The sequence below is a fragment of the Burkholderia sp. MSMB1498 genome (assembly GCF_001526245.1).
In the GTDB taxonomy this organism is placed as follows: Bacteria; Pseudomonadota; Gammaproteobacteria; order Burkholderiales; family Burkholderiaceae; genus Burkholderia; species Burkholderia savannae.
Genome location: NZ_LOYJ01000128.1, coordinates 163,857 through 170,597 on the forward strand (window position 1 = coordinate 163,857; position 6,741 = coordinate 170,597).

At 66.8% G+C, this 6,741-nt stretch carries 6 protein-coding genes; all 6 read right to left on the reverse strand.

All coding sequences use genetic code 11. The annotated features are described in order from the left end of the window. Positions 1-9: 9 nt before the first annotated feature. Complete coding sequence (locus WS91_RS30900; RefSeq protein ID WP_059671641.1) at positions 10-1,218, reverse strand: efflux RND transporter periplasmic adaptor subunit; 1,209 nt, start codon at positions 1,216-1,218, stop codon at positions 10-12. Between the two features lie 162 nt (positions 1,219-1,380). Continuing rightward, entirely contained in the window at positions 1,381-2,670 is a 1,290-nt protein-coding gene (locus tag WS91_RS30905) for an ATP-binding protein (RefSeq protein WP_059671642.1), read from the reverse strand. Further along, complete coding sequence (locus tag WS91_RS30910) at positions 2,654-3,400, reverse strand: response regulator (protein ID WP_059671643.1); 747 nt, start codon at positions 3,398-3,400, stop codon at positions 2,654-2,656. The genes WS91_RS30905 and WS91_RS30910 overlap by 17 nt, the downstream gene beginning before the upstream one ends. Positions 3,401-3,739: 339 nt before the next feature. After that, complete coding sequence (gene cyoD, locus WS91_RS30915) at positions 3,740-4,072, reverse strand: cytochrome o ubiquinol oxidase subunit IV (RefSeq protein ID WP_010110343.1); 333 nt, start codon at positions 4,070-4,072, stop codon at positions 3,740-3,742. Further along, positions 4,073-4,681 (reverse strand): cytochrome o ubiquinol oxidase subunit III, encoded by a 609-nt coding sequence (gene cyoC, locus WS91_RS30920; RefSeq protein WP_059671644.1) that lies wholly within the window; start codon positions 4,679-4,681, stop codon positions 4,073-4,075. Then, positions 4,681-6,687 (reverse strand): cytochrome o ubiquinol oxidase subunit I, encoded by a 2,007-nt coding sequence (gene cyoB, locus WS91_RS30925; RefSeq protein WP_059671645.1) that lies wholly within the window; start codon positions 6,685-6,687, stop codon positions 4,681-4,683. The genes cyoC and cyoB overlap by 1 nt, the downstream gene beginning before the upstream one ends. Positions 6,688-6,741: the final 54 nt, after the last annotated feature.

Genomic DNA, 6,741 nt, shown 5'->3' on the forward strand with positions numbered 1-6,741 from the left:
CCGCCCCCCTCAGTGTGCCGCCGACGCCGCGGTTGCGGCGGACGTGTCGTCGCCGGCGATCCGGACCGGCGTTCCGCTACGCACCTGCTGCAATCCGCTGACGATCACGCGATCGCCCGCCTTCAGCCCCTGTGTGACGATCCATTGATCGCCGTATGCGGTGTCGGCCTTCACCGCCGCCTGCTTCGCGTTGCTTTTCTCGTCGACCACGAATACCGTCGCGCCGCCATCCGATCTGCGCGTCACCGCGAGCTGCGGCACGAGCAGCGCATGATCGTCCGTGCCCTCGTCGAGCCGCGCGCGTACGAACATGCCGGGCAGCAGCGCGTGGTCCGGATTCGGAAAGATCATCCGCAGCGTCACGGAGCCTGTTGTCGCATCGACCGTAATGTCCGAGAACTGCAGCGTGCCGGCTTGCTCGTACTCCGCGCCGTCTTCGAGCAAGAGCTTGACGGCCGCACCGCTCCCCGCCGTTTTCAGCCTGCCCGACGCGAACGCGCGGCGCAGCTTCAGCCAATCGGCGCTCGCGCGGGACACGTCGAGATACATTTCGTCGATCGCCTGGATCGTCGCCAGCGCAGTCGTCTGATCCGCCGTGACGAGCGCCCCTTCGGTGACGCTCGACGCGCCGATCCGCCCCGACACGGGCGCGACGATCCGCGTGTAGCCGAGGTTGACGCGCGCGGATTCGAGCGACGCCTGATCGGCGATCACGTCGGCGGCGTCCTCGCGCACGGCCGCGACCGCGTCGTCGTAATCCTGCCTGCTGACCGCGTTGATCTTGACCAGTTCCGCGTAGCGATCGGCCTTGGTCTTCGCCGACGCGAGCGTCGCCTGCGCCTTCGCGAGCGTGCCGCGCGCCTGATCGTATGCGGCCTGATAGGTCGCCGGATCGATCTGGTACAGCACCTGCCCCGCCTTCACGTCCGAGCCTTCGGTGAAGAGCCGCTTGCGGACGATCCCGCCGATCTGCGGTCGCACCTCGGCGACCTTGATCGCGGACAACCGGCCCGACAATTCGGTGTGCTGGACGATGGACTGCTCGGCTAGCGTCACCACGCCGACTTCGACAGCCGCGGTGCCTGCGCCGGACGCCCCGCGCTGGCCGCACCCCGCTTGCAACGAGACGGCCAGGACGACGAGCGCGAGCGACGCACGCCGGTGCAACGGGCGCGCCGGTGCGCGCGGACGATCGGATGGAATGGGTAGGCGGTTCATGGCTTCTCGTCAGCTCCGTGTCGGTTCCGCCGCACGCGCGACGGCGCGCGCCGAAAGTAGCCGGTGCACGGCGGAACAGGAAACCACGAGCGTAAGGAAATGCCCCTTACGGGTGCTTAGCGCCGCATTACAGCGTGTAACGGACGTCAGGAAATGCGTCGTTCAGCGCCCCAAATCGTCGGGATGCGTGATCGCGCCGCGCGACGGGAGCGGGAAGGTCATCGTCGCGACGAAGCCGCCGTCGGGCGCGTTGCACGCGGCGAGCGCACCGCCGTGATAGCGGACGAGCCGCCTGACGATTGCAAGGCCGAGGCCGCAATGCGCATCGCCGCCGCGCGCGGCGTCGAGCCGAACGAACGGACGCAGCGCGCGTTCGAGCTGCGCGGGTGGAATGCCTGCGCCGTGATCGCGCACGCTCAGCACGTAGCCGCCGGCCGTCGCGCGCGTCGCGATCTCGACGGGCGGCTCGCCGTAGGTGAGCGCGTTCTCGATCAGGTTCGACAAGATCCGGTCCAGATCGACGAGCGGCAGGCCGAAGCCGTCGCCCGCGCGCAGGTCGAGCGTCAGCAGCGCATCTTCGCCCAGGCTGTCGCCGTAATGCTGACGGCAATGCGCATCGACGTTCGCGACCGGCGACGCGTCAGCGGCGTCCCGCGCGAAGTCGAGGAACTGCGTGACGATCCGCGACAGCGATTGCGCGTCGCGCAGGAAGCCCGTGCGATTCGCCTCGTCGGGCAGCAGATCCGCGCGCACCTGCATTCGCGTGATCGGCGCGCGCAGGTCGTGCGCAAGACCCGCCAGCATCACCGATCGCTCCTGCTCCATCAGCGCCAGTTCACGCACCATGTCGTTGAAGTCGCCGACCAGTTCCTTCACCTCGCGCGGCCCGCTCTCCCGCACGACAGGCGGCCGGTGGCCGAGCCGGTACTCGCGGGCCGCCTGCGCGAGCCGCCTGAGCGGCCGCTGCAAGTGCCATGCGCCGAGGACGGCCAGCGCGATCGCCAGCAGCACCGTCAGCGACGACATGCCGATGAAGCGTGCAAATGACGGCATCGCGCTCGTCATCGTCACCCAGTAATGGTCGTCCGGATAGCGCACCCACAGCGCATTGGTGCCTTCGTCGGCCACGACGTGCGAGCCGGGCGGAAGCTGGCGGCGCAGATCGCGCTCGAACGGACCATTCGTATCCGCGCACGACGCGGGACAACCATATGCCGCCGCGTCGCCGACGTTGACGAACGATGCGCCGAGCGTCGAGCTGACGGCGCGCCCCAGTTCGCCGCCCGTCGCGCGCGCCTGCACCGACAGCGCGACGGCACGCCGCGTCTGCTCCACTTCGAGCGCGAAGCGCTCGCGGTCCAGCAGCACGATGCCGAGCACGTGAACCGCGACGATGAGCCCCACCGTCATCAGCGCGAGACGGACGAACAGCGTGTCAGCGGGATTCTTCATCGTCGCCGCTGCTCGCGCCGCCCGGTACGAACATGTAGCCCACGCCGCGCATCGTCCGGATGTAGCGCGGCCGCGCGGGATCGTTTTCCAGCAGGCGGCGCAGGCGCCACACCGGCACGTCGATGCCGCGCTCCGTCAGGTCGGAATACGGGCCGTGCAGCAGGTCGAGCAGCCGCGCGCGCGACAGCGTCTCCATCGGATGCAAAGCGAACGCTTCGAGCAGCGCGTATTCGCTGCCCGTGAGCTTCACCGGCTCGCCGTCGCGCAACAGCGTACGCCCGGCGAAATCGAACCGGAATGGACCGAACCGCAGCGGCGCCCGCTGCCCGGCGCCCTGCCCCCGCGGGCGCGGCGGCGCATGCCGGCGCAGCACCGCGTGAATCCGCGCAAGCAGTTCCTGCGGCATGAACGGCTTGCCGAGATAGTCGTCCGCGCCGAGCTCCAGCCCGACCACCCGGTCGATGCCGTCGGCGCGCGCGGTCAGCATGATGACGGGAATCGTGTCGCCGTTCGCGCGTAGCTGCTTGAGCGCCGTCAGCCCGTCGATGCCCGGCATCATCAGGTCGAGCACGATGATCGACGGCCGCTCGAGTTCAAGCCGGCGCGCAAGCCCGGCGGCGTCGTGGAGAACCGAAACGGCGACGCCGCGTTGCTGGAAGAAGATTCTCAGCAGATCGCGCAGCGCGGCGTCGTCGTCGATCAGCAGGATCTGAAGGGACGTTTCGTGCATGGTCGTGAGCACAAGATGGCGGCAAACGTACAAAGCCGCGAACCCGCGCCGCTTCCCGCCGCGCCGGCAGCCGGCCTTCTGACCCGACGACTATAGCGAAGAACGTGCGCCGATCGGTTGCCGGTTCTTTGCGAGTCTTACCGTTTATTACGGCGCAGTATCGCATGCATGCCCCGCGCGCACCGGGCACGCAAAAAAGCCGCCCCGATGCGAACCGCCCCAAAAAGGCTGGATCAGTGTCCAATCTTTGAGGGGCGATGCGGAAATGGGCGGCTTCTCGACGGGCCGGCCGGCACGGACCCGGGCGCGTCGGCCGTTCGGCGCCTGCTGCGGCGGCCGTCAGCGCGACATCATGTTCATGCCGACGTTGTGCATGACCCAAAGCGTGCCGACGATCAGGATCGCCGCCGTCAGCACCGTGTAGCTGAACGCCATCACGTTCCAGCGCTGGCCGGACGATGCGTTCATGTGCAGGAAATAGACGAGGTGCACGACGATCTGCACGAACGCGAGCGCCGCGAGCGCGATCAGCGACGCGTGCGACGACAGCGCGCCGCTCAGCACGAGTCCGAACGACGCCGCCGTCAACAGGACCGACAGGATGAACCCGGCGACGTAGCCGCCCACCGTGCCGTGCGCTTCGCCGTCGTGAGAGAGGTGCGTATCGGTCATTTAGATCACGCTCGCGAGATAGACAAAGGTAAAGACGCAGATCCAGACGATGTCGAGGAAGTGCCAGAAAAGACTCAGGCAGGTGAGCCGGCGAATGTCGCGCTCGGTCAGCGCCGGGCGGCGCACCGCCTGAAACGCGAGCACGGCCATCCACAAGAGGCCGATCGCGACGTGCAGCCCGTGCGTGCCGACGAGCGTGAAGAACGACGACAGGAACGCGCTGCGCTGCGGCCCCGCGCCTTCGGCGATCATGTGCGAGAACTCGCGCAGCTCGAGGCCGAGGAACGCCGCGCCGAGCGCGAACGTCACCGCGAGCCAGCCGAGCAGCGCGCCGCGGCGGCCGCGCTGCGCGCCGATCATCGCGAAGCCGTACGTGATGCTGCTCGTGAGCAGCAGCGCGGTCTCGAGCGCGACGCCCGGGATGTCGAACAGGTCGACGGCGGTCGGGCCGCCCGCGAACTGGTGCGCCATCACCGCGAACACGGCGAACAGCGCGGCGAAGATCACGCAGTCGGTCATCAGGTACAGCCAGAAGCCGAACACCGAATGCGACGGCGGATGATCGTGCGCGTCCAGATGACGAGCGGCGCTCGCGGATTGATACGACATCAGTTTGCCTCCAGTTCGACTTGCGCCGGCCGCGCGACGAAGCGCGCGCCGCCGCGTTTTTCCTCGATCTTGCGCACGGCTTCGGCCGGGATGTAATAGCCGTCGTTGTCGCTCGCGCTATGCGCGATCACCGTCGCGACGATGCCGACGAGCGCCGCGATCGCGAGCCACCAGATGTGCCATACCGCCGCGAAGCCGAGCACGAGGCTGAACACGCCGACGAACAGTCCCGCGCTCGTGTTCGACGGCATGTGGATGTCGCGATACTCCGCCTGCTTGCCGATGCCGAGGCCGCGCTCCTTGCGGTACGCGAATTCGTCGAGCGCGTGCACGCGCGGAATCGTCGCGAAGTTGTACGCGGGCGGCGGCGACGACGTCGCCCATTCGAGCGTGCGGCCGCCCCACGGGTCGCCCGTGAGATCGCGGTTCTCGGGCTGCTTGCGATCGCGCAGGCTGACGACCAGTTGCAGAAGCTGGCACGCGATGCCGATCGCGATCAGCGCGGCGCCGCATGCGGCGACGATGAGCCACGGATGCCACGCGGGGTTGTCGTAATGATTCAGGCGGCGCGTCATGCCCATGAAGCCGAGCACGTAGAGCGGCACGAACGCGACGTAGAAGCCGACCTGCCAGAACCAGAACGCGGCCCGGCCGAGCTTCTCGTTCAGCTTGAAGCCGAACACCTTCGGGAACCAGTAGTTGAAGCCCGCGAGATAGCCGAACAGCACGCCGCCGATGATCACGTTGTGGAAGTGCGCGATCAGGAACAGGCTGTTGTGCAGCACGAAGTCCGCGCCGGGGATCGCCATCATCACGCCCGTCATCCCGCCGAGCGTGAACGTCACCATGAAGCCGATCGTCCAGAGGATCGGCGTCGAGAATTCGAGCCGGCCGCGATAGATCGTGAACAGCCAGTTGAACACTTTCACGCCGGTCGGAATCGCGATCACCATCGTCATAATCCCGAAAAACGCGTTCACGTTCGCGCCCGAGCCCATCGTGAAGAAGTGGTGCAGCCACACGAGGAACGACAGCACCATGATCGCGCACGACGCATAGACCATCGTCTTGTAGCCGAAAAGCGGCTTCTTCGCGTAGGTCGCGACCACTTCCGAGAAGATCCCGAACGCAGGCAGGATCAGGATGTAGACCTCCGGATGGCCCCACGCCCAGATCAGGTTCAGATACAGCATCGCGTTGCCGCCGGCATCGTTCGTGAAGAAGTGCATGCCGAGGTAACGGTCGAGGCCGAGGAGCGCGAGCGTGACCGTCAGGATCGGGAACGACGCCATGATGAGGACGTTCGTGCAGAGCGCGGTCCACGTGAACACGGGCATCTTCATCAGCGTCATGCCGGGCGCGCGCATCCGCAGGATGGTCACGAAGAAGTTCACGCCCGTGAGCAACGTGCCGACGCCGGATATCTGCAGCGCCCACAAGTAGTAATCGACGCCGACGCCCGGACTGAACTGCAGCTCCGACAGCGGCGGATACGCGAGCCAGCCCGTTTGCGCGAATTCGCCGACGACAAGCGAGATGTTGATCAGGATCGCGCTGACCGCCGTCATCCAGAAGCTCAGCGAATTGATGAACGGGAACGCGACGTCGCGCGCACCGATCTGCAGCGGCACGATGATGTTCATCAGACCGATCATGAACGCCATCGCCATGAAGAAGATCATGATGACGCCGTGCGCGGTGAAGATCTGATCGTAATGATGCGGCGGCAGGTAGCCCGGGCCGTTGTATGCGAGCGCAAGCTGCAGGCGCATCATCACGGCGTCGGCGAAGCCGCGCAGCAGCATGATCAGCGCGACGATGATGTACATCACGCCGAGCTTCTTGTGGTCGACGGTCGTCAGCCACTCGGACCACAGCCATTTCCAGCGCTTCGTGCAGGTCAGCGTGCCCAGAATCCCGAGCACGACGAGCGCCATGAACGCGGCCGCGCCCATGATGATCGGCTGATCGAACGGGATGGCCGAAAGCGTCAATTTACCGAACATGCGTTACCCCTTCGTCCGACAGGCGGCGTCCGTCAGATCGAGGACGTGGCCGTT

Excerpts from the sequence above, each read along its gene's own strand:
- WS91_RS30900 (WP_059671641.1), bottom strand. The coding sequence starts at position 1,218 with ATGAACCGCCTACCCATTCCATCCGATCGTCCGCGCGCACCGGCGCGC.
- WS91_RS30905 (WP_059671642.1), bottom strand. The coding sequence starts at position 2,670 with ATGAAGAATCCCGCTGACACGCTGTTCGTCCGTCTCGCGCTGATGACG.
- WS91_RS30910 (WP_059671643.1), bottom strand. The coding sequence starts at position 3,400 with ATGCACGAAACGTCCCTTCAGATCCTGCTGATCGACGACGACGCCGCG.
- cyoD (WP_010110343.1), bottom strand. The coding sequence starts at position 4,072 with ATGACCGATACGCACCTCTCTCACGACGGCGAAGCGCACGGCACGGTG.
- cyoC (WP_059671644.1), bottom strand. The coding sequence starts at position 4,681 with ATGTCGTATCAATCCGCGAGCGCCGCTCGTCATCTGGACGCGCACGAT.
- cyoB (WP_059671645.1), bottom strand. The coding sequence starts at position 6,687 with ATGTTCGGTAAATTGACGCTTTCGGCCATCCCGTTCGATCAGCCGATC.